General features: G+C 62.8%; 21 protein-coding genes. 17 read left to right on the top strand and 4 right to left on the bottom strand.

The window, feature by feature from the left end:
• The first annotated feature begins 1 nt into the window (after position 1).
• The 6 genes from C515_RS22880 (at position 2) to C515_RS0101215 (ending at position 6205) form a co-directional block, all read left to right on the top strand.
• Positions 2-1138 carry a glycosyltransferase gene (locus tag C515_RS22880; RefSeq protein ID WP_081686680.1) on the top strand — a complete coding sequence of 379 codons (1137 nt, stop codon included), beginning with the start codon at positions 2-4 and terminating at the stop codon, positions 1136-1138.
• The gene (locus C515_RS0101235) at positions 1083-2372 is read left to right on the top strand and encodes an O-antigen ligase family protein (RefSeq protein WP_081686679.1); all 1290 of its coding nucleotides are present in this window, start codon (positions 1083-1085) and stop codon (positions 2370-2372) included. Before C515_RS22880 ends, C515_RS0101235 begins: the two co-directional genes overlap by 56 nt.
• Positions 2369-3415 carry a glycosyltransferase family 9 protein gene (locus tag C515_RS22875; protein WP_081686678.1) on the top strand — a complete coding sequence of 349 codons (1047 nt, stop codon included), beginning with the start codon at positions 2369-2371 and terminating at the stop codon, positions 3413-3415. The genes C515_RS0101235 and C515_RS22875 overlap by 4 nt, the downstream gene beginning before the upstream one ends.
• Positions 3412-4551, top strand: a complete 1140-nt coding sequence (gene metX / locus C515_RS0101225; protein WP_028454038.1) for a homoserine O-succinyltransferase MetX — start codon at positions 3412-3414, stop codon at positions 4549-4551. The genes C515_RS22875 and metX overlap by 4 nt, the downstream gene beginning before the upstream one ends.
• Complete coding sequence (metW, locus tag C515_RS0101220; RefSeq protein WP_028454037.1) at positions 4548-5144, top strand: methionine biosynthesis protein MetW; 597 nt, start codon at positions 4548-4550, stop codon at positions 5142-5144. The genes metX and metW overlap by 4 nt, the downstream gene beginning before the upstream one ends.
• A gap of 77 nt (positions 5145-5221) precedes the next feature.
• On the top strand, positions 5222-6205 hold the full coding sequence (locus C515_RS0101215; protein WP_028454036.1) for a Gfo/Idh/MocA family protein: 984 nt from the start codon (positions 5222-5224) through the stop codon (positions 6203-6205).
• Positions 6206-6311: 106 nt separating this feature from the next.
• Here C515_RS0101215 and C515_RS0101210 read toward each other — a convergent pair whose 3' ends face one another.
• Positions 6312-8804, bottom strand: coding sequence for a putative Ig domain-containing protein (locus tag C515_RS0101210; protein ID WP_028454035.1), 2493 nt, complete (start codon positions 8802-8804; stop codon positions 6312-6314).
• Between the two features lie 324 nt (positions 8805-9128).
• Between C515_RS0101210 and C515_RS0101205 the strand changes: the two genes are divergently transcribed.
• The 6 genes from C515_RS0101205 to C515_RS0101180 all read left to right on the top strand — a co-directional run bounded on the left by C515_RS0101205 (position 9129) and on the right by C515_RS0101180 (position 13440).
• On the top strand, positions 9129-9548 hold the full coding sequence (locus C515_RS0101205) for a hypothetical protein (RefSeq protein WP_028454034.1): 420 nt from the start codon (positions 9129-9131) through the stop codon (positions 9546-9548).
• Between the two features lie 71 nt (positions 9549-9619).
• The gene (locus C515_RS0101200; RefSeq protein ID WP_043647608.1) at positions 9620-9964 is read left to right on the top strand and encodes a DUF2185 domain-containing protein; all 345 of its coding nucleotides are present in this window, start codon (positions 9620-9622) and stop codon (positions 9962-9964) included.
• 149 nt (positions 9965-10113) lie between these two features.
• A complete protein-coding gene (bamE, locus tag C515_RS0101195) occupies positions 10114-10377 on the top strand; it encodes an outer membrane protein assembly factor BamE domain-containing protein (protein WP_028454032.1) in 264 nt (87 codons plus the stop codon).
• A 111-nt stretch (positions 10378-10488) separates the two neighbouring features.
• Positions 10489-11424, top strand: a complete 936-nt coding sequence (argC, locus tag C515_RS0101190) for an N-acetyl-gamma-glutamyl-phosphate reductase (RefSeq protein ID WP_211233952.1) — start codon at positions 10489-10491, stop codon at positions 11422-11424.
• A gap of 275 nt (positions 11425-11699) precedes the next feature.
• On the top strand, positions 11700-12224 hold the full coding sequence (locus C515_RS0101185; RefSeq protein WP_028454030.1) for a peroxiredoxin-like family protein: 525 nt from the start codon (positions 11700-11702) through the stop codon (positions 12222-12224).
• Positions 12225-12309: 85 nt separating this feature from the next.
• Positions 12310-13440 carry a M14 family metallopeptidase gene (locus tag C515_RS0101180; protein WP_028454029.1) on the top strand — a complete coding sequence of 377 codons (1131 nt, stop codon included), beginning with the start codon at positions 12310-12312 and terminating at the stop codon, positions 13438-13440.
• A gap of 173 nt (positions 13441-13613) precedes the next feature.
• Here the strand turns inward: C515_RS0101180 and C515_RS0101175 are convergent, their stop codons facing one another.
• Positions 13614-14234, bottom strand: coding sequence for a hypothetical protein (locus C515_RS0101175; RefSeq protein ID WP_028454028.1), 621 nt, complete (start codon positions 14232-14234; stop codon positions 13614-13616).
• Positions 14235-14375: 141 nt separating this feature from the next.
• On the opposite strand from C515_RS0101175, the gene C515_RS18970 reads away from it, so the two are divergent.
• Together C515_RS18970 and C515_RS0101165 are read left to right on the top strand one after the other, a co-directional pair.
• Complete coding sequence (locus C515_RS18970; protein ID WP_051304494.1) at positions 14376-15482, top strand: hypothetical protein; 1107 nt, start codon at positions 14376-14378, stop codon at positions 15480-15482.
• A 69-nt stretch (positions 15483-15551) separates the two neighbouring features.
• On the top strand, positions 15552-16097 hold the full coding sequence (locus C515_RS0101165; protein ID WP_028454027.1) for a YaeQ family protein: 546 nt from the start codon (positions 15552-15554) through the stop codon (positions 16095-16097).
• Positions 16098-16140: 43 nt separating this feature from the next.
• Here C515_RS0101165 and C515_RS23385 read toward each other — a convergent pair whose 3' ends face one another.
• Complete coding sequence (locus C515_RS23385) at positions 16141-16440, bottom strand: hypothetical protein (protein ID WP_028454026.1); 300 nt, start codon at positions 16438-16440, stop codon at positions 16141-16143.
• A gap of 139 nt (positions 16441-16579) precedes the next feature.
• Here C515_RS23385 and C515_RS0101155 point away from each other — a divergent pair, with 139 nt between their 5' ends.
• The 3 genes from C515_RS0101155 (at position 16580) to C515_RS0101145 (ending at position 21089) form a co-directional block, all read left to right on the top strand.
• Positions 16580-17395 carry a type 2 periplasmic-binding domain-containing protein gene (locus tag C515_RS0101155; RefSeq protein WP_144290291.1) on the top strand — a complete coding sequence of 272 codons (816 nt, stop codon included), beginning with the start codon at positions 16580-16582 and terminating at the stop codon, positions 17393-17395.
• A gap of 86 nt (positions 17396-17481) precedes the next feature.
• Complete coding sequence (locus C515_RS18965) at positions 17482-19716, top strand: YgiQ family radical SAM protein (RefSeq protein WP_081686676.1); 2235 nt, start codon at positions 17482-17484, stop codon at positions 19714-19716.
• Between the two features lie 392 nt (positions 19717-20108).
• Positions 20109-21089, top strand: a complete 981-nt coding sequence (locus tag C515_RS0101145) for a hypothetical protein (RefSeq protein WP_028454024.1) — start codon at positions 20109-20111, stop codon at positions 21087-21089.
• Positions 21090-21189: 100 nt separating this feature from the next.
• Here C515_RS0101145 and C515_RS18960 read toward each other — a convergent pair whose 3' ends face one another.
• Positions 21190-21978 (bottom strand): polysaccharide deacetylase family protein, encoded by a 789-nt coding sequence (locus C515_RS18960; protein ID WP_051304493.1) that lies wholly within the window; start codon positions 21976-21978, stop codon positions 21190-21192.
• Positions 21979-22024 lie beyond the last annotated feature (46 nt).

Genomic DNA, 22024 nt, shown 5'->3' with positions numbered 1-22024 from the left:
TATGCGCAATATTGTGATGATTGCTCAGCCTATCCAGCACATACCCCCGAAAAAAGGCGCGGCGGTCGAATGGTGGATGTGGCAAGTCTGCCGCCAACTGGCTGCCAGCGGGCAGTATATGCCGCACATCATCTGCACGGGCGAGAATGACAGCGCGCCGGAGCATGAAATACGCGATGGTGTACATTTTTACCGGATCACTCTTTCACCGGTCTACAAACGTATTTTCCAGAAATGGACTCGCCTTGACCCTTGCGGCTACGCCGTCCGGGCAGCCCGCTACTGCCGACGCATCGGTGCACACATCGTACATACCCACAATTCACCCAAACTGCACTCCGAATTGGCTCGCCACTTGCCAGGTTTCACCCTCCTGCTGCACATGCACAACGAGATGGAAACAGCGCCAGATCTGCGGGCGTGCTGCCTGGTCACGGTCAGTCAGTATCTGGCCGGCTGGTATCGGCAAAAACTCCCAGAAATGCCAATCCGCGTTCTGACCAACGGCATTGACCGGCAGGCCTTTCTGACCAAACAACCGCAACCCGAATGGCGAACGCAACTTCCGGCAAACAGCCGGATTCTGCTGTTTGCCGGACGCATCTCACCGGAAAAGGGATTGCTCCTCCTGGCACAAGCATTCACATTGCTCAGTGCTACCCTGCCAGAACTTCATCTGGTCATCATCGGAGAACGTGTGACAGGTAATAATACCCGAGCCCAGTATGCGCACCGAGTGAGTGAATTGCTGGCTCCACTGGCAAACCGGGTGCATTGGATCGGCGTCGTACAGCCAGAGGACATGTCGCACCATTATCCGGCGGCAGACCTGCTCGTCGTTCCGTCCGAATTTGAAGAACCATTCGGCATGGTCTGTCTGGAAGGCATGGCAGCCGGTGTGCCGGTACTCGCTGCCCGCAAGGGTGGTCTGCCCGAATTTGTCCGGCATGGCGAAACCGGTTTCCTGATGGAAGAACCACGCAGTCCCGCCATTCTCGCAGCACAAATCCGGGAGTTACTCAGCGCCCCCGACGAGCTGGCCTGCGTCGCCAACCAAGCCGCCGACTACGCGCGAAACCATCATGACTGGCCGCTTGTCGCCCAGCACCTTGCCCACATTTATGAATCCTGCAACTGAAGTGCCAATCACCACAAGAACTACGCGTATTCTGCACGGCCTGTGTGAATTCGCGCTGTATGCCTGGATCGCCGGGCTTGCTTTACCCCACGCGAACGCGCTCTACAACGGTGGACTGGTGCTCAGCATCGTCACCTTGTTGCCCTATCTGTGGCTGACCCGCTGGCGGGAACTGCTGTTACTGAAAAGCCATCTGTTTGCTGCCCTGCTCCTATTTGCCTGCTGGAATTTGCTGTCCACCACTTGGTCCGGGCAAATTGCGCTCGCTCTGAACGACTGGAGAGGCGAGATGGGCATCATGCTGCAGATGTTCATACCCTATGCGGTGATTTTCCAGCAGCGTGCCAGTCAACGGCGCTTCGGTCTGTTCATCGTACTGCTTGCACTGCTGGCAATCGGCCGGTATGCACAAGATTGGTATCGCCTATCGCTGGCCGATCACGTGCTGATACCCGCCTATCCGAAACTGCGGGAATGGGGGGGCCGGTTGCTTCTCAGCTTCCCGTTCCTGATGATGGCGGGCAAGATTGCCGACGACAGGCGAATCCGTATGGCTGGCTGGTTTGGTGCACTGCTGCTGTCAATACTGATGTTCATCACTGCTGCACGCGGGGTCTGGCTGGCCCTCGGCACCTCACTTGGCTTGCTCTTGCTGGTAAACATAAAGAACCTCAAAACAGTTGGATTGATGGCTGCCTCCTGCGCAATAGGCTTTGCCATTCTATTAAGTGTCCCCAACAATCCGCTCAAAGCGCGGCTAGATAATTTGACTTATACAAACGACCGGGTTCTGTATACCTGGACTCCGGCAATCAAACTCTGGCAGCAGTCGCCGCTTCATGGCATCGGGTTCGGAAAAAAAACATTTCACTCGGGCGTTGCCGAATTGGCAAATACCGATATGGAATGGCAAAAATCACTCGGGTCGGTACCAAGGGAAACACTCAGCTGGATTATCAACCTCGGGCCGCACAACAATTATCTGGAAACCCTTGCTGCCGGTGGCATCATCGGCGCAGTACTGCTGGCCTATTTCTACGGTGCCACGTTACTTGCCCTGCGACAAGCGCTTGCCACGAAGTGCGCACTCTGTACTGCTGCAGGTATCGGCCTGATTGCCAAATACATGGTACACGGCATGGTCGAGTCGATTAACTGGCGAGCCATGGCTGTGCTGGCGGGCCTGCTGCTTGCCGGACATGTCACTAGCAGGAATAGCGGAAAGTCAGCATGAAAATCCTTCTGATCCGTCGTGACAATATTGGCGACCTGGTGTGCACGACGCCATTATTCGAAGCAATAAAGAAGCACTACCCTTCTGCAATCTGCCATCTATTCGCTAATAGCTATAATGCACCATTGATTGAGAACCATCCTTTCATTGATCGTGTGTTCATTTATTCGAAAGCGAAGCACCGCGCATCAGGGGAAAGCTCGCTGGGCATTTACTGGCAGCGCCTCCGACAGATCTGGATGCTAAGGCGTGAAAAATACGATGTGGCAATCCTGGCAGGGCGTAGTGGTATTGCCCGGATGGCAAGAACTGCCCGGATGATTGGGTGCAAGAATATCATCGGTTTCGATCTGCATGGCGATAATCGCGATAATCTGGATCAGCCAATTGCCGTGCCAGCTATCCCTGAGCATGAAGCATGCTGCAACTTTCGCTTGCTGGCTCCACTCAAAATCAGTGGCACACCTCCTGCGGCAATGATCCTTCCCAACCCTAGCTCACGGGATCACGCTCAGAGTGCCCTGCTGGCTGCTTGCGCCGGAAAGGCCCCTTCTGATGCAAAGCTCATCGCTCTTCACATCAGCGCCAGAAAATCTTCACAACGCTGGCCCGAAGAGCATTTCATCGAGCTTGCTCACTTACTGGCTACCAGCGGTAAGCGCTTGCTGTTGCTTTGGTCGCCAGGCGAGGAAGACAACCCCCTGCATCCTGGCGATGACAACAAGGCAGCACGAATCATGGCAAAATGCAGCGGACTGCCTATCTTGGCTTATCCAACGCATGCGCTTCCTGAATTGATCGCAGCTTTATCGCTAGCAGATCAGGTTGTCTGCTCGGACGGCGGAGCCATGCACATTGCCGCTGCACTTGGTAAACCAATCGTTTGTTTTTTTGGCCAGAGTGATGCAACCGTGTGGCACCCTTGGGGCGTCGCTTACAAATTGCTACAGCCTGCCTCACTCGATGTCAGGGACGTCAGTTGCATCTCGGTATTGGCTGCACTTGACGAACTCTCTCAGGATGAAAGGATCTTGCCAGCATGACCCGCTCCAATTCCGTCGGCATCGTCACCGCCCAGAAGGCGGTGTTCGATCAGCCCATCACGCTTTCCAGCGGCGCGACCCTGCCGCGGTACGAGCTGATGTATGAAACCTACGGCACGCTGAATGCCGATGCGTCCAATGCCATCCTGATCTGTCACGCGCTGTCCGGCCACCATCATGTCGCCGGCAAGTATGCGGAATCCGACAAGGCCGCAGGGTGGTGGGACAATATGGTCGGGCCCGGCAAACCGATCGACACCGACAAGTTCTTTGTGATCGGCCTGAACAACCTCGGTGGCTGCCATGGCTCCACCGGGCCATCGTCGATCAACCCCGAGACCGGCAAGCCCTATGGCTCGGCCTTCCCGCTGGTTCTGGTGCGCGACTGGGTGGAAACACAGGCGCGGCTGGCCGACCGGCTGGGCATCAGACAATTCGCCGCCGTGATCGGCGGCAGCCTCGGCGGCATGCAGGCGATGCGCTGGGCGATCAGCCACCCCGAGCGCGTGCGGCATTGTCTGGTGATCGCCTCGGCGCCCAAGCTCACCGCACAGAACATTGCCTTCAACGATGTGGCACGGCAGGCCATCCTGACCGACCCCGAATTCCACGGCGGCGATTACTACGAGCACGGCGTGGTGCCCAAGCGCGGCCTGCGTCTCGCCCGCATGCTCGGCCACATCACCTACCTCAGCGACGACGGCATGGGCGAGAAATTCGGCCGTGACCTGCGTAGCGGCGAGTACAAGTACGGCTTCGATGTCGAATTCGAGATCGAATCCTACCTGCGTTATCAGGGCGACAAGTTCTCCGGCATGTTCGATGCGAACACCTACCTGCTGATGACCAAGGCGCTCGATTATTTCGACCCGGGCCGGCATTTCGGCGGTGATCTGGTGGCTGCGCTGAAAACCACGCTGGCGAAATTCCTCGTCGTGTCGTTTACCAGCGACTGGCGCTTTTCGCCGGAACGCTCGCGCGAAATCGTCAAGGCGCTGCTCGATGCCAGGCGCCCCGTGTCGTATGCCGAAATCGAATCGCGGCATGGCCATGATGCCTTCCTGATGGACGACGAACCCTACTTCGGCGTGATGCGCGCCTATCTGAACAACATCGCCAAGGAGATCGCAGCATGAGCGGAGTAACTTCCTTGCGCCCCGATCTGAAACTGATTGCCGACTGGATCGCCCCGCACAGCGATGTGCTCGATCTGGGCTGCGGTGACGGCACGCTGCTCGCCTGGCTGGCGGCCAACAAGCAGATCACCGGCTTCGGCGTCGAACGCGATGTCGAACAGGTGGTGCGCTGCGTCGAAAAAGGCCTGAATGTCATCCAGTCCGACATGGAATACGGCCTCTCGCAGTTCGAGGACGGGCGTTTTGACGAGGTGGTGCTCTCGCTCACCATCCAGGCCATGCACAATATCGAAGGCATCCTGCAGGAAATGCTGCGCGTGGGTCGCTCAGGGATCGTCACCTTCCCCAATTTCGGCTTCTGGGAAAACCGCTGGCAGATTCTCACCGGCCGCATGCCGGTGTCGGAAACCATTCCCTACGAGTGGTACAACACGCCGAACATCCACTTTTGCACGGTGAACGATTTCGACAAGCTGCTCGGCAAACTCGGCATGCGCATCGACGAACAGATCGTGCTGCATCAGGGCGAGCAGGTCGAGTTCCTGCCGAACCTGCTGGGCAGCCTCGCACTGGTGCGTTTCAGCCGCGCCTGAGCGTTTGCTACGGTCAAACCCGCCTGTGCTGCTGTGGCGCTGGCGGGTTAAGCTGGCGTTTTTTCTCGGGGCAAGCCATGGCTGAATTGCACACCGTCCGTTTTGGGATTATCGGCACCGGCAGCATCGCCGGCCGCTTCATGGCCGGGCTGCAGCATGTTCCGGCGGCAATGGCGACAGGTACATATAACCGTACCCGCAGCAAAGCCATGGCCTTCAATGGCTCTCACGGCATACCCCATGCTTTTGATTCGCTGGATGAACTGCTCGCCAGCGACATCGACGCCGTCTATATCGCCACCCCGCACCCCAGCCACGCGGCCTTGAGCATCGCCGCGCTGCAGGCCGGCCGCGCGGTTTTGTGCGAAAAACCGGCGGCGACCAGTGTGGCCGAGCTGGACACTGTTCTGGCTGTCGCGCGCGACACCGGCGTGCTCTATATGGAAGCGATGAAGCCGCCGTTTTTCCCGCTCTACCGCGAAATCCGCCAGCGCATCGCGGCGGGCGCGATTGGCGAGGTGCGTTTCGTGCGCGCCGGCTTTGCCAACCCGAACGTGCCGGCCGGCCATGCCGTGCTCGACCCCGCGCAAGCCGGTGGCGGCCTGCTCGACATCGGCATCTACGCCGCGTTTCTGGCCTGCGACTGGCTGGGTGCTGCGCAGGACGTGCAGACGCTGGGCCGGCTGGGTGGATTGGGTGGGGAGGAAGCAGGGGGCGTCGATACCTTTGCCAGCATTCAAAGCCGGCACGAGCGCGGCATCAGCCAGCTCTATTGCGGGCTGGATACGAGTGGCTCGGGCGAGGCGCTGATCGCCGGCAGTGCCGGGCACATCGTCATCTTTGAGAAATGGTGGAACCCGGCCAGCGCCACGCTGGTGCACGCCGATGGCCGCCGCGAAGAACTGGCCATGGCGCCACAGGGCAGCGGGCTCAATTACGAAACCGCACATTTCTGCGAGCTGCTGCGCCAGGGCAAGACGGAAAGCCCCATCCTGCCACAAGCGCTAAGCCGCTCTGCCCTGGGGCTGATCACACTCGCACATGCCGCTTTACGACATTGAAACGGTTCGCACCAACAGCCTGATAGTGGTTTTCCGCGGTTTGCATGAACGGGGGCAGCACGAATCCATTCCTACCTGCTTGCAACCCGATCAACCGCTGCCAGAATCAATCGTCGTTGAGCAGGGTGAAACTCACGATATTCGACTGCCCATCTTTATCGGTAGCCGAAAAACTGACAGTAAAGTTGGCTCCGGAGGTTTCGGTAATCACACCGGAAAGCAGACCTGTCGCCGTATTGAAACTCAGCCCCGCAGGCAGAGCACCACTCAGTGAATAACTGAGAATCGGATCACCATTGGTTGGAATGACATTCGGCGCCAGATTCAGCGAGAACGTTCCGGAACTGTACAAAGGATTGGCAATGGCGCTTACGATGGGAGGGGTATCCGGCGGCGGTGCAATCGTCAGTACAAAACTGTCGCTGTTCGACACGCCGTCCTTGTCGCTGGCGCTCAGACTCAGCGTGGCCGAGCCGGCCGTGCTTGGCGTGCCGCTCAGGATGCCGCTGCTGCTGTTGAAATTCAGCCCGGCCGGCAGCGGGCCACTCAGCGTGTAGGCCGAGATGGCATCGCCATTGGTCGGGGTCACATAGCTGGCCAGATTCAGCGACAGGGCCGTACCGGCCTGGCCGCTCTGGTTGGGGACGTCCGCCACCAGCGGCGGCTCAGGGGCGGCGACGATGGTGATGACAAAACTGTCGCTGTTCGACACCCCGTCCTTGTCCGTCGCACTGAAACTCAAGGCCGCCACGCCCACTGCGGTCGGCGTGCCGCTGAGCACGCCGGTAGCGGCGTTGAAGGAGAGGCCAGACGGCAGCGGGCCGTTCAGCGTATAGGCCGTGATGGCATCGCCATTGGTCGGGGTCACATAGCTGGCCAGATTCAGGGTGAAGCTGCTGCCCACCTGGCCATTCTGGTCGGGCACATTGGCAAGCAGCGGCGGGCTGGCCGCTTGCGTTTGCGCCGAGCCCAGCGGCGAGACTACCGGGCTGTAAACACCGGTGGCCTTGTTCAGCGCTTCGGCACGGGTCTGCACCTGGTACAGGGTGTTGGCGGCCAGGCCGGTGAAGCTGCCGCTGGTATTGCTGGCCAGCAAGGCGCCGCTGGCCGAGAACAGCAGGTATTCGACATTGCGCAAGCCGTCCGGATCGGCCAGGCGGTTGCTGGCCGTCAGGCTATCGGTGCCATTGACGCTCAACAGCGGCGGCAGCAGCGTGGGCGGAGTATCGGCAGCATTCGGTTTGGCGGAAACGCTGCTGATGGTCAGCTGCTCGCCATGGCCGGTCAGCGTCACCGTGCACAGCTCGAACACGGCGCGCAGCGTGGCCGGGCTGCTCGCCGAGCTGCCCTGCAGATAGGGGCGCAAGCCCTGCGTATCAAAGCGGATGACCTGGGGCGTGGCTGACGGATTGGTGCTGATCAGGCTCAGCGGCAGGCCGGACTCGCTGCCGGCCAGATTGCGACTGAAGCGTACCGGGCTGCCGCAGGCCAGGCCGTCCGTGGTGGTGACGATGATGTCGCCCGACTGCGGTTCGATCCGGCTATTGCCGTCCAGACCGCCCTTGCTGATTTCGGTCAGCAGCGTCGGGCTTTCCGAGCTGTCGACCTGTACCGGCGTCGCGATGTGCGTGGCGTACACCGGAATCTGGCGAATCTGGTCGAGCAGCTCGTCGCGGCTGAAGGTGTTCGACGTTTCGGTGTCAAAGGCGGTGATGGCCGGCGCGCCACCAAAGCGGTATTGCAAACCCACGCCGCAGGCGGTCTGCGTGTCGCCGGTGGGCCGATAGCGGTTGCCATTGCACTGCACGAAGGCCGAAACCTGGCGGATCAGCGGGTAATACAGGCGGAAGCTCGCATCGTAGGCATCACGGCTGATGCTGCCATTCAGATTGAGCATGCTGCCCCCACCCAGCAGCCAGTCCACGCCCATGCTGGCCGTGGCGCCGGTGCTGACCTGGGTGCCACTGCTGAATTGCCGCTCAACCCGCTGCGCACCGACACTCAGGCCGGTGCGCAGCGCCGAATTGACCACGCCGCTGAACAGCAGGCCCCCGGACAGATCGCGGTTTCCCGACAATCGCCGCGGCTGCAGGTATTCGCGGTAGGCGTCGTCCGCATCGACCACCACCACCACACTGCCCAGATCCTTGGCCGGCGCCTTGCTGTAACCGCCATACGCCCCGGCGGTAAAGCCGAAGAGCTTGCCGCTGAGGTCGATGCCAAAGGTTGATTCGCTGGTCCAGGCCTCGGCCAGCGCGGGGCCAAACTGATAGTCCTGCCGCGCCCGCAGGCCGCGTCCGGTAAAGACCAGCAAGCCCTGCTGGCCAAACACCGGCATGCCGGCGCGCACCAGCAGCTCGCGGTAATTCGAGCCCAGCTGCAGGCGGGTATACAGCGGAAATTCATCGGCCAGCAGGCCGGTCAGCTCGCCGGTGGCAATAACGCCAAAGGGATCGGACTGATTGGCGGAAAACTCGGTTTCAAAGCTGCGCTCCACCGGTGGCGCCGGCTCGGCCGGGTCGGCGGCCTGCAACAGGGCAGGCAAGGTGCCCGTGCACAGCAGGGCAAGCAGGCGGGATGCGGTGGACGAGGCAGACATGGCGGAACACTCCGTGAAGGGCAAACCGGGCTGGCGTTGCTGTTGCGGTGCAGCGCTACAGCCGGTGTCCTCGTTATAAACGCTGTTGCCACGCTGTCCAGTACGGTGGCGCCGCAGGCAATGCGCCAACCGTCAAGCACGAAGGGTATTGCCATACAGCCCATTATCGAAAAGGGCCAAAAGGCAATACCCGCTGAAAAATCATCATTGCGGCGCAGCACGCCGGCATGGCGACTGCCGCACTGGCCCTTGTCCCTTTCGCGCCAGACGGCATGGCCAGCGCCCGGCTTGCATCCGGACCGAAAGCTCGCCAGACTGGCGGCCATGCAAGCTCATGATCCCTATACCCCATCCCGGGCCCGGCTGGACGCCGCCGGCGGTGAAGCCAGCGGCCGCAGCCGCGCGCTGCTGGTCGGCAACTGGCTGCTGTTTGCCGCGGCTTTGCTGGCCGCCATCGTCGTGCAGCTGGTCGTTCCGGCGTTTCGAGAGCTGTTCGCTGGCTTCGGTAGCGATTTGCCACTGCTGACCCGCCTGTTCATCGACGCCACGCCCTTATGCTTTCTACTTCCGCTGCTGCTGCTGATCCCGGCGCTCGTGCTGACGCTGAAGCGCGAACATGCTCCGGCGTTTCGCAGCCGCATGCGCTGGATCAGCACCGCTGGCTTGCTGCTGGTACTGGGCGTGCCCGTGCTGGGCGCGGTCGCCATGTACCTGCCGGTCTTCGCCATGGCAACGCCACCCTGAGCCACGCCGCACTACACAAGCAGGTATTGACCTGCAACCCTCACTCTCAATAGGCTACAAGGCAATACCCAATGAAAGACTACCTGCTTGACGAGCGCATGCTCAAGAAACGCGCCACCGGCCATGGCCTGTGCATGGTCAGCGACGAAATCACCATCGAGGGTTATCCGGTCGGCTTCCTGTATCGCGAGCAGCCGGTGAAGGAAGGTGACTCCGGCTGGCGCTTCTTTTCCGGTTGCGAGGACGAGCAATTCCTCAACAACCCGAACAATCACAGCGAAGTCGATGTGAACGTGGTCGCCAATTACGACCCGACCATCATTGCCCTGCTCGATTCGCCGGTCGGCAGCGTGTTCGAAAAGCACCCGGACCAGGATGACTTCGTGCCGGTAAGCGACTGGTCGCCACTGAACTGAGGTCGCTGGCCGGCTCGCGCTGATGAGCCGGCGCGCCGCCTGCGCAACACTCATTACCGGATTTCTGCTCAGGGCCATTGCCGGCTTGCCCGGCACCCGCTGCCACTGCACCGTCGATTTTCAACAACCATTTCGCGAGACTGCCGTCCATGTCCTTCCAGCGCCTGCTGCTCATTGCCTCCTTCCTGCTGCTCGCCGCCTGCAGCAAGATCACTGCTGAAAACTACCAGAAAATCAAAAGCGGCATGAGCCGCGACGAGGTGGTGGCCATTCTGGGCGAACCCACCCAGAGCGAGGCGGGCAGCCTGCTCGGCATCGAGGGTGAAACCGCCAGCTGGCAGAACGGCGGCCTTGTCATCAGCGCGCAATTCGTGAACGGCAAGCTGCTCACCCACGGCAAGCAGCAGCAATAAGCGCGCGCCGGCAAGCCCGATGGTCGGCCGGCAGGCCGCCGTCACGGTTGCCCCGCCGCGCGTGCGCCGTTACCCTTCGGGTTTTCCCCAGTCTTTTCGAGGATGAACAGCATGGCGCGCATTTTTATCGACGGTGAACACGGCACAACCGGCCTGCAGATCGTGGAACGGCTTAGCGGCCGCAGTGACATCGAGCTGCTGAGCCTGCCGCTGGCGCTGCGCCGCTCGGTCGAGCACCGCCGCGAGCTGCTCAACGCCGCCGACGTCGTCATCCTCTGCCTGCCCGACGATGCGTCCATCGAAGCCGTCGGCATGATAGACAACCCGAATACCGCCGTGATCGATGCGTCCACCGCGCACCGCATCGACCCCGACTGGGTCTACGGCTTTGCCGAACTGGCGCCGGGCCAGCGCGACAAGATCCGCGCCAGCAAGCGCATCGCCAACGTCGGCTGCTACGCCACCGCCAGCATCGCACTCCTGCGCCCCATCATCGAATCCGGCCTGCTGCCGGCAGATGCAGCGGTCAACCTGATGGGTGTGTCCGGCTATTCGGGCGGCGGCAAGGCGCTGATCGAAGTACAGGAAAGCGGCCAGGGCGACCCGTTCGCCTTCTACGCGCTGGGCCTGTCGCACAAGCACCTGCCGGAAATCCAGAAGTGGTCCGGCCTGCAGACCAGGCCGGTGTTCCTGCCCAGCGTCGGCCACTTCCCCACCGGCATGCTGGTCGCCCTGCCGCTGCACGCCAGCCAGCTGAACGGCAGCGCGCAGCAGATCGCCGACTGCTACGCCAGCTGGTACAAGGACGAACGTTTCGTCCACGCCAAGCCGCTCAACACGCAGGACGTGCTGGTGCGCGGCGGCTTCCTGCCGGCGCAGACGCTGTCGAACACCAATGTGCTGGAAGTGCTGCCCTACGCCAGCGCTTCGGGCGACGAACTGGTGCTGATCGCGCGGCTGGACAATCTGGGCAAGGGCGCTTCGGGCAGCGCCATCCAGAACCTCAACATTCTGCTGGGCTGCGATGAGGCGGCGAGCCTGGGGTAAGCGACATCGCAAAACGACGGCCAGATGGCCGTCGTTTTGTTCGGCGTCGCGAGGAATGAGACAAAACGTGAATGCCAATCCAAGAACGAAATAGCATCTATTGATTCGGCCCTCGGAAGTTTGAATTTCCGTAGGAGCGAGCTTGCTCGCGAAGCCTTGCAGATCGCGAGCAAGCTCGCTCCTACGAGTAAAAACATCAGAGGGCCGGATCAATAATTGGCAGACGATCACTGAGTTAGCGACACGCTTGCTGCGCCCTCATCACAGGTAAAACCATGAAACTCAGCCCCGGAACCCGTCTCGCCCCGCTGGCACTGCACGCCATCAGCGGCGCAAGCGTCGCGCTTCCCGATCCGGGCAGCCATTTTACCCATCTGCAGTTTCGCCGCTTTGCAGGCTGCCCGATTTGCAATCTGCACCTGCACGCCATGGCCGCGCGCAACACGGACATTCGCGCCGCCGGCATCCGGCAGCTTGCGGTCTTTCATTCAAGTGCGGACGAAATGCGCCAGTATCAGGCGCAACTGCCCTTCGATTGCATTGCCGACCCGGACAAGCGGCTCTACCGGCAATTCGGCGTCGAATCGCACTGGCTGGCTGCCCTGCATCCGCAAGCCATGCTGGCAGGCCTGCGCGGCCTGCTGCTGACACGCCGCCTGCCAGGCAAAATTGAAAACGGCATCGCCGGCTTGCCGGCCGATTTTCTGCTCAACGGCGAGGGCAAGGTCATCGCAGCCCACTACGGCAGCCATGCCGATGACCACTGGAGCGTGGACACGCTGCTGGCGCTGGCGCGCTGAAATCCGCCAACAGCGGCACCTGCGCTGGACAGTGCTTGCACGCCCGCTTAGGCTGGCGGATTCCTGTCTTTTCTGGCAACTACCCATGCTGCGCATTTCCTCCCGTTTCGATTCCGGCGCCATCGACGTTGTCGATTGCTCCGATCCCGCCAATATCCGCCTGAAGCTGCGGCCGGACAACGCCAGCGATTTCGCGCAGTGGTTCCATTTCCGGCTCACCGGCGCACGCGGTGTCGATTGCGTGCTGAACATCGAAAACGCCGGGCAGAGCGCCTACCCGGACGGCTGGGACGATTACTACGCGGTGGCAAGCTACGACCGCGCCGAGTGGTTTCGCGTCGAGACCGATTTCGACGGCCAGACGCTGAGCATCCGCCACACGCCGGAGACGGACGCGGTGTGGTACGCGTATTTCGAACCCTACAGCTGGGAGCGCCATCTGGAGCTGATCGGCGGCGCACTGTCTGCTTCGCCGTGGGTCGAACTGGCGCCGCTGGGCGTGACGCCCGATGGGCATGATCTCGACCTATTGCAGATTGGCCGCCCGGCGCCGGGCAAGAAAAACGTCTGGATCATCGCGCGCCAGCATCCGGGCGAAACCATGGCCGAATGGTTTGTCGAGGGCTTGCTGGAAAGTCTGCTCGACGAGCAGAACGCCATCGGTCGCAGCCTGCTGGAATCCTGCGTGTTCCACGTGGTGCCGAACATGAACCCGGACGGCAGCGTGCGCGGCAATCTGCGCACCAATGCACTGGGCGCGAACCTGAATCGCGAGTGGGGCAATCCCAGCCTCGAGCGCAGCCCCGAGGTGCTGTGGGTGCGCGAGCGCATGCAGGCCGTCGGCGTCGACCTCTTTCTCGACGTCCACGGCGACGAGACGATTCCGCACAATTTCGTCGCCGGCTGCGAGAGCAACGAATCGTTCTCGAAGAAGCAGCACGAGCTGCAGGAAGCCTTCAAGGCAGCCTGGCTGCTGTTCTCGCCGGATTTCCAGACCGAGCACGGTTATGAAATCGGCAAGTTCGGCCCGGAAACACTGACGTTGGCGACCAACTGGGTGGGCCACACCTTCGACTGCCTCGCCTACACCGTCGAAATGCCGTTCAAGGACACCGCCAATCGCCCGCTGATCGGCGTGGGCTGGAATGGCGAGCGCAGCCGCCAGTTCGGCGCCTCGGTGCTGGGCGCGATCAACGCGGTGGCGGGCCGGCGGTAAGCGGCCAGGCCCGGCAGTGCCGTTGCTGAAGCAGGGATACCGACGGAGTACGCGGCTGGCTGCCCAGGCAGGTCAGCAAAGGGTATTGACCCAGAACCCTTTATCCCAAAAGGCTGCAGAGCAATACCCTTTGCCATGCCAACAGATCAGGCCATGCGTGCAGAGCCATCCGTTCAGAAGATCGAGCCGTGATCGGATTCGATGGCGCTGGCGTGGATGGTGTGTGGCGGCAGGCCCTGCGTGGCGCGGCTGGTGTAAAAGCGCGCGCGGGTAAGGGTTTCCGGGTTGAGCAGGGTGTAGCCGCCGGCCGGGTCGTTGGCGCGAAACACCGGAAATTCGAAGAAATTGTTGAGCAGCATCTGCTGCTCGGCCGCCGCCAGATGCTTGCCGGACACCTGCACGTAATATTCCAGGCCGTCACGGAAGAGCAGCTCGCCCAGCGCCTCATACTCGCCATACTCCGGCTCGCCCTGCTGCCAGCGCAAGCGGGCAGTTTCCAGCTCGGCCAGGTAGGCGGAGCGGCCGAACAGGGCGGTGCAGGCAGTCATGTAGGCTTGCTGCTGACCGCCCTGCCAGTAGGCCTCTTCGCCCTGTGTGGCGTGCAGGGTCAGCCAGGCAATGGTGCTGGTGGCAATCAGGCTCACACAATGCGCGTCGGCAATGACCAGATTGGGGCGGGCAAACAGGCGGCGCGGGTCCAGACCGGCCAGCCACTGGCGTGCCTGCGCCGGGTCGGGGATAGCATAACGCCCGACGTCACCGTCAACACGCTGGATTGCAATGCTGAGTGCCATGAACGCTTACTCCTGACGGAAGGATGATCCGGGGGATGGTAGCGGCTTTTGACGACAGCCGCACGACACAGCGCCATGGCAATGGCGGCGAACGGGGCGGGCTCTGGCAGAATGCCGGCATAGCCACCCTTCACCCGCACCATGACCCAGACAGCCCCCGCCAGCCGCTGGCTCGCCTCGCCCCGCTTCGATCTGGCCTGGATGATTGCGCCGCTGTTCGTGCCGGTCTTGCTGGTGCTGGCGCTGCCGGATACGGTCAGCCGGCTCGCGAGCATGCCGGACTGGCTGTGGCTGCTGCTGATCGTCGGCGTCGATGTCGGCCATGTGTGGTCGACGGTGTTCCGCACCTATCTGGACGAGCGCGAATTCGCCGCGCGCCGCGCGCTCTACGTGTGGACGCCCATCCTGGGCTTTGCCGCCGGCTGCCTGCTCTACAGTTTCGGCGCCATGGTGTTCTGGCGCGCGCTCGCCTATCTGGCCATCTTCCATTTCGTTCGCCAGCAGTACGGTTTCTTCATGCTCTACCGGCGCGGCGAGGCGGCGACGCCCGGCGTGCTGCGCCAGGAAAAGACGCTGATCTATCTGGCGACGCTGTGGCCGCTCTTGGTCTGGCATAGCGAGGGGCGCAGTTTCCACTGGTTTGTCGCAGGTGATGTATTGCGCCTTGAGGCCAGCTGGCTCGCTGGCTGTACGGGCATCCTCTATGGGGTATTGGCCATCCTGCACCTGTGGCGCAGCGCGCGGCAGTGGCGGGCCGGCGGCGGAATCAACTGGCCCAAGCAGCTGTGGCTGTTCGGCACCGCGCTGAGCTGGGGCGTCGGCATCGTCGCCTTCGACAACGATCTGGCCTTTACCGCGACCAATGTGCTGTCGCACGGCATTCCCTATCTGGCGCTGGTGTGGCTCTATGGCCGTCGGCAGGAAATGCTGGCGCCGCCGGTGCATCGCTACCGCTGGGCGCGTCTGGCCGGGCTGTTCACGCCGGCCGGCGCACTGCTGCTGGTGCTGCTGATGCTGGCGCTGGGCTGGATGGAGGAAGCACTGTGGGATCGCCTCGTCTGGCGCGATCATCCGGACCTCTTCGGCATGCTCAATCTGTGGCTGCGCCCGGCGGCCGAAGGCATGCTGGTCTGGCTGGTGCCGCTGCTGGCGCTGCCGCAGCTCACGCATTACCTGCTCGACGCGGTGATCTGGCGACTGAACCGTCCCGGCACGCCGTGGGCGGCGGTGCTGCTGGGCCGGCGCTGAGCGGCCACCGGCGAAAGCACGGCAAGCCGGCGTGCTACACTGCGCGCTTTTCCCGACACCCCCGCCGCCATGGCCCTCAAAGCAACGGTCTACAAGGCCGAACTCACCATTTCCGACATGGATCGCGGCTATTACGCCACGCATCACCTGACCATCGCCCGCCATCCGTCCGAAACCGATGAACGCATGATGCTGCGTTTGGCTGCCTTCGCCCGGCATGCCAGCGACACGCTGGAATTCGGCCGCGGCATCAGCGACGAGGACGACGCCGCGCTGTGGCAGAAAACGCTGACCGACGACATCGAGCTGTGGATCGAGCTGGGCCAGCCCGACGAAAAGCGCATCAAGCATGCCTGCCAGCGCGCGGAACAAGTCTGGGTGTATACCTACGGCAACCGCGTGGAAGACACCTGGTGGAAGAAGATCGAGGGCCAGGTCTGCCGCTTTGCCAATCTGCACGTGGCCGCGCTCGATGGCGAGCAGTTCGCCGCGCTGGGCCGGCTGGCCGAGCGCACGATGCGCATCAGCGCCACCATCCAGGATGGCGAATTGTTCCTCGCCAACGGTCAGGACGACATCCAGCTGCAATTCCGCATGCTGCAGGGTGGCCAGTAAATCCCCGGCAGATCAGCGGGTCTGAATCACGGACGTCACCCGCCTACAGCAGCCAGTCGAGATGCTGGCGGAAGCTGTCCGGCCCGGCACGCGCGTAGTCGTCGTAGTAACCGCGCGCGGCAAGCAGAAACAGCGCCAGCACGATGAAGCACAGGAATTTTGCCTCCAGCTGCAGCGGCAGATAGCGCATCAGCAACACGCACAAGGCCAGCGGCACCACCAGCACCAGCAGCTGTGACCAGGCCTTGCCGGTTTCCGCCTCGGGAATCAGCAGTGCCGTGGCGCCGGCCAGCAGCAGGCCAATCACGATCACAAGCAGGGCAAAACCGAACTGGCGCAGCATGGCGGGCATCCATCAGGAGGGCGCCGGCGAGGCAGGCCGGCCCTTCTTTATAGCTGCCTGCCCGGCACAGCGTGTTTGCCGGATGCCGGCCGCATCGCCGATACTGGACAGCAGTCATCCAGGAAAGGACAGGCCGGCCGTGAAGCCCGTGCAACCATTGCTGCCGATCTTGCTGTCCGGCTTGCTTGCCGGGCACGCCCAGGCGGCCTGCCGGCTCGAAGCCGCCTACCCCACCGCCGACGTGCGGGCGCTGCTCTCCGCCAGCCCCGCGCAAAAGCTGCCGGCCCTGCACGAACGGCTGGGCCAGCTCAGCGGCTGCACCATCGCGATCAGCGATTACCCGACCCGCCGGGTCTGGTTCCTGTTCGAGCGCCGGCAATTGCCGCTGGTGCTGGGCGCGGTGCGCGCGACCGAGCGCGACCGGGTTGGCAACTTCATCCATATGGTCAGCCTGCCGCAGTTCTGGGTCGAGCGCAGCCCGGCGCCTGCCGGCCAGCCGCTGGCTGCCGGCCAGCCGCTGGCTGCCTTTCTGGACAATCCCGCCAAAACACTGGGACTGGTCAGTGCGGCGCGCTACTCGCCGCAGGCCAGCACGGTGATCGCCAGGCTGGCCGAAAACCACCGCATCGATTATTCGCCGGATCTGCCGGTGGCCCTGCGCAAGCTGCAGGCCAAGCGGATCGATGCGCTGCTCTTTCCCAGCGTGATCTTTCTCGCCGCCCAGAAGCAGGGCCTGTCCACCGGCCTGCAGGGCTGGCCCGCGCCCGAACTGGGCGAGTTGCAGGCCGGTGCCTATGTCGGCCAGCTGCCTGACCCGCAACAGCGTGCGGCGCTGGACAGGGCACTGGCGCAGATCAAGCGCGAAGACCTGGTCGGGCAACTGCTGCGCGCCCGCCTCGGTCCGGAAGCCACCGCGCACCAGCATGGGCAGATCAGGGGCCCGGCGCCACCATGAGGCCATATCCCCATGATGTAAAAGGGGTTTTTGCCATTTGACGCCAATTCTGCGACAATCACCGATTAGCCTTGCTCATCGTCGCCATGAATTCCGTCGTTTCCGCCACACCCTCCCCGATTTTCCAGCTGCCTGCCGGCGTCAGCCCGCGTTCGCCCGCGCCCTTCCTGCCGATGAGCCGTGCGGAGATGGACAAGCTCGGCTGGGACGAATGCGACATCATTCTGGTGACGGGTGACTGCTACATCGACCACCCAAGCTTTGGCATGGCGCTGGTCGGGCGGCTACTGGAAGCGCAGGGCCTGCGCGTGGGCATCCTTGCGCAGCCGGACTGGCACAGCGCGGAAGCCTTCAAGAGCCTGGGCCGCCCGCGCCTGTTCTTTGGCGTCACGTCGGGCAATATGGACTCGATGATCAACCAGTACACGGCGGACAAGAAGCCGCGCTCGGACGACGCCTACACGCCCGGCGGCGTCGCCGGCAAACGTCCCGATCGCGCGGTGAACATCTACTCGCAGCGCTGCCGCGAGGCGTATCCCGGCGTGCAGATCATGGTCGGCGGCATCGAGGCATCCTTGCGCCGCATCGCCCAGTACGACTACTGGAGCGACACCGTGCGCCAGTCGGCGCTGGTGTACTGCAAGGCCGACATCCTGCTGTTCGGCAACGCCGAGCGCGCGCTGGTCGAGGTCGCGCAGCGCGCCGCCGCCGGTGAAAAGCTCAGGGACATGCGCGACATCCGCGGCACGGCCTTTCTTGCGCCGCACGGCTGGAAACCGGCCGGCAACTGGGAAGAACTCGATTCGACCACCGTCGATACCCCGGGGCGCATCGACCCGCATCTCAACCCCTACGAGATGCAGCAGGACATACCCGAGGGCAAGGCCAAATCTGAGGGTGTGCAGACGATCAAATTCCTGCCGCTGGCCGATCGCGTCGCCTTGCGTCGCGAGGCCCGCAAGACCACCGTCATCCGCATCCCGGCCTTCGAGGCCGTCGTGCACGACCCGGTGCTCTACGCACACGCCAGCCGCACGCTGCATCTGGAATCCAACCCCGGCAACGCCCGCGCGATGGTGCAGCAGCACGGTGAGCGCGACGTGTGGCTGAACCCGCCGCCGATTCCGCTCACCACGCCGGAAATGGATTACGTGTTCGGTCTGTTTTACGCGCGCAACCCGCACCCGTCCTACGCTGACGCCCACATCCCGGCCTGGGAGATGATCAAGTTCTCGGTGAACATCATGCGCGGCTGCTTCGGCGGCTGTACCTTCTGCTCGATCACCGAGCACGAGGGCCGCATCATCCAGAGCCGCTCGCACGAGAGCATCCTGCAGGAAATCGAGGACATCCGCGACAAGACTCGCGGCTTCAAGGGCCACATCACCGATCTGGGCGGCCCGACCGCGAACATGTACCGGATCGCCTGCAAGGACCCGAAGATCGAATCGTCCTGTCGCCGGCTGTCCTGCGTGTATCCGGGCATCTGCGAGAACCTCAACACCGACCATTCGAGCCTGATCCAGCTCTACCGCAAGGCGCGCGCGGTGCCGGGCGTGAAGAAGATCACCATCGGCTCGGGCGTGCGCTACGACCTCGCCGCCGAGTCGCCCGAATATGTCGAGGAGTTGGCCAAATACCACGTCAGCGGCTATCTGAAGATCGCGCCGGAGCACACCGAAGACGGCCCGCTGTCGAAAATGATGAAGCCGGGCATCGGCACCTTCGAGAAATTCCGCAAACTCTTCGACTACTACTCGGAAAAGGCGGGGAAAAAGCAGTACCTGATCCCCTACTTCATCGCCGCGCATCCGGGCACGACGGACGAGGACATGCTCAATCTGGCGCTGTGGCTAAAGAAGAACCACTTCCGCCCCGACCAGGTGCAGGCCTTCACGCCGACGCCGATGGCGATGGCCACCACCATGTGGCACACCGGGCGCAATCCGCTGAAGAAACTGGGCCGCTCCAGCGAAAAGGTGGCGATCGTCAAGGCCGCGAAGCAGCGCACGCTGCACAAGGCCTTTCTGCGCTACCACGACCCGGCCAACTGGCCCATCCTGCGTGAAGCGCTGATCAATATGGGCCGGCGCGACCTGATCGGCCACAGCCCGAACCACCTGATTCCGCCGGAAACAGCCGCCGAGCGCAGCATGAAGGCGCCGCGCGGCAATGCCCGCGGCGGCGGCGGGCCGGGAACGCCGGATCGTGCGCGACCTGTCGCGCGCGGCAATGGCGGCAAGCCAGCCGTTCGCGAAACCGGCGCGCGCCGCGCACCGCCGAAACCGGCTGCAGCGCAACAGGGTGGCAGGAAAAAGTAAACGCTGGGTATTGCCCTACAGCCCTTTTTCATAAATGGGTTTGAGGCAATACCCAGGCAACTTTGCTCTGATGACTCATTGCAGCGCTCATGCGTTGCAATCATCCGTCTGGTGAAAGGCCAGGCTCTGTTGAGGTTTGATTGGTTTTTACGCAGCCCCGCCAACGCAGCCTGCGCGAAGCCAAGCGCAGAGGCTATTGATCCGGCCTTCAGAAGTATGAATTTCCGTAGGAGCGAGCTTGCTCGCGAAGCATTGCTTATCGCGAGCAAGCTCGCTCCTACGAGTGAAAACATCAGAGGGTCGGATCAATAGAATGAGACGGCCCCCGTTCCTGCCGGGCTAGCCGTTTTGCATCCCCTTCACCCTGCCTGGCCGCGTGCGCCGGAGACACGATGATCGTTCCCGCCTACTGGGCAGAAGCCCGCCAAACCCTGCGCCACAACGGTCGCAACCATACCGTGCACCGTTTTGGCTGGTCCGACCTGTCCGAGGCCGATGCGGCCGGCATTGCGCAGCAACGCGTCGAGGCCGCGGTGGCGGCGCTGGTCAGCGGCGAAGCGATTGCCCTGCGTGAGCGCAAAATGCCATACAACGGCGCCGACGGTGTGCCGATCCGCGAGGAAATCGTTGGCCGCCACGACGACGTGGTGCTGACTCGCAACAGCTACGGGGCGATCTGCCTCAATGCCCCCGACGCGCTGTTCGTCGATATCGATTTCACTGAAGACAGCCCTTTCGCCGGCAAGCTGGCCAGCTTTGCCGCGCTGTGTGCGCTGGCCGTCCTCGCCGGTTATCTGGCGCAGGCCAAGTGGGTGTATGTGCTGGGCTTGCTGGTGGCGCTGATCGCGGCAACACCGCTGGCGAGGCTCGTCGCCCGGCTGGCCCGCGCAGCACAAGGTGGCGAGCAGCAGCAGGCGCTGCGCCGCATTGATGCCTTCCTCGCGACCAGGCCGGACTGGCTGATCCGCGTCTACCGCAGCTACGCCGGGCTGCGTCTGCTGGTCATGCACCGCCCCTTCGCGCCTGACGAGACGGAAACACAGGCGCTGTTTGCCGCCGTGGCCGCCGATCCGGTCTATGTGCGCATGTGCCGGCACCAGCGCTGCTTTCGCGCACGACTGAGCCCGAAACCCTGGCGCATCGGCATGCCTGACGCGCTGAAGCCCCGCCCCGGGGTCTGGCCGGTACGCAGCGAAGCGCTGCCGCAGCGCCAGGCCTGGGTGGAGGCCTACACGGCACGTGCCAGCGACTATGCCAGCTGCCATTTTCTCGCCGAGTACGGCCGGGGGCAGCCACACGCCAAGCTGCAGGCGATCGCCGAACTGCACGACGAAGCCTGCCGCGCACTCGACGCTGCGCGTCCGCTAGCCTGAGCCCGGGCCAGAAAACACACAGGGTATCAAGCCACACCCCTTCTCAATGAAGGGCTCTGGCCCGATACCCAACATCTGACGTCCGCGGACTGCACGCGCCTCACTTGCCGCTTGGCACCGCCAGCAGCTCCGGCACCGTGGCAAAACGGTAGCCATCGGCCTTGAGCTGCTTGATGATGCGTTCCGCCGCCGCCACGGTGGGCTTGCGCATATTGCTCGGCGCATCATGCATCAGCACGATGGCGCCGGGGTGCACGTAATCGAGCGTGCGCTTGACGATCTGATCCTCGGCCGCCTTCGGGTCGGCCTTGTTCTGGTGGATCAGGAACCAGTCATCCGAGGTGACCGACCAGAGAATGGCGTGCATCTTGCGGCGGGCCAGGCTTTCCACCTGGGCATCGGTCAGAAAACCGTACGGCGGGCGCATGATCAGCGGCTCGTAGCCGATCAGCTTCTGGAAGACGTCCTGCGTGGGCTTGAGCTGCAGCTGCCAGTAATCGTCACCGGTCATCTTGCTCAGCTTGGGATGATCCCAGGAATGGTTGCCGAAGGCGTGGCCATCGGCCTTGGCGCGTTTCACCACGTCCGGCATGGCTTCCATGTGCTTGCCCAGCCAGAAGAAGGTGACCTTGACGTTCTCGCGCTTGAGCACATCAAGCAGCGCCGGCATTTCGCTGCCCGGGCCGTCGTCGAAACTCAGCGCAACCACTTTCTCGCCGGTATCGGCGTTGAGGTGGAAGGTCGGGTATTTCCCGGCCTGGCGCGCCAGTTCTTCCAGCGGGATCTGGTCCCAGTTCGGCACATAGGGTGTGCGCACGAATTGCGCCTCGGCCAGCGCCAGCGTGCTGGCCAATGCCAGCATCAGGCCCACCATGCATTTGCGGATCATCGCGTTCTCCTGCCTTGTTTGGAAAGGGTCAGCGCATTCTGGCAAA

This window comes from Chitinilyticum litopenaei DSM 21440 (assembly GCF_000428145.1).
Taxonomy (GTDB): Bacteria; Pseudomonadota; Gammaproteobacteria; order Burkholderiales; family Chitinibacteraceae; genus Chitinilyticum; species Chitinilyticum litopenaei.
The sequence above is the reverse complement of the archived record's forward strand: the minus strand, read 5'-3'. Positions and strand labels throughout refer to the sequence as shown.